The sequence below is a fragment of the Delftia sp. ZNC0008 genome, from assembly GCF_000799035.1.
GTDB classification, from domain to species: Bacteria; Pseudomonadota; Gammaproteobacteria; order Burkholderiales; family Burkholderiaceae_C; genus Comamonas; species Comamonas tsuruhatensis.
This window is the reverse complement of record NZ_JTKZ01000656.1, coordinates 1-308: the sequence shown is the minus strand read 5'-3', so window position 1 is coordinate 308 and position 308 is coordinate 1. Positions and strand designations below refer to the sequence as shown.

Sequence of the window (308 nt, the reverse complement as noted above, 5' to 3'; positions counted from 1 at the left end):
TGGCCCGCGTGGGCAACTTCAGCCGGCTGCAGCAGGCGCGCGAGCTCAGCATCCAGCAGGACACCGCAGCGCAGCTGGCGCGTGCGCGCCTGGCCGCCACGGCCGAGCATGAGCAACTGGCCCGCCTGATGGGCCTGTGGGGACGGCGCATCGATTTCAAGCTGCCCGACCAGTTGCCCGCCATCCCGCAGGCCGCCACGCAGTTGCGCGCCGGGGACGATGCCGAGGCCACCGCGCTGCGCGAGCGCCTGGACCTGCGCGCCCTGCGCCGCGACCTGGACCATCTGGGCGAGCGCCGGGGCTGGGCG

1 pseudogene is annotated in these 308 nt (G+C 75.0%); it reads left to right on the top strand.

The features are described from left to right. Nucleotides 1–308: pseudogene (locus L995_RS21625) on the top strand (TolC family protein); the annotation flags it as partial.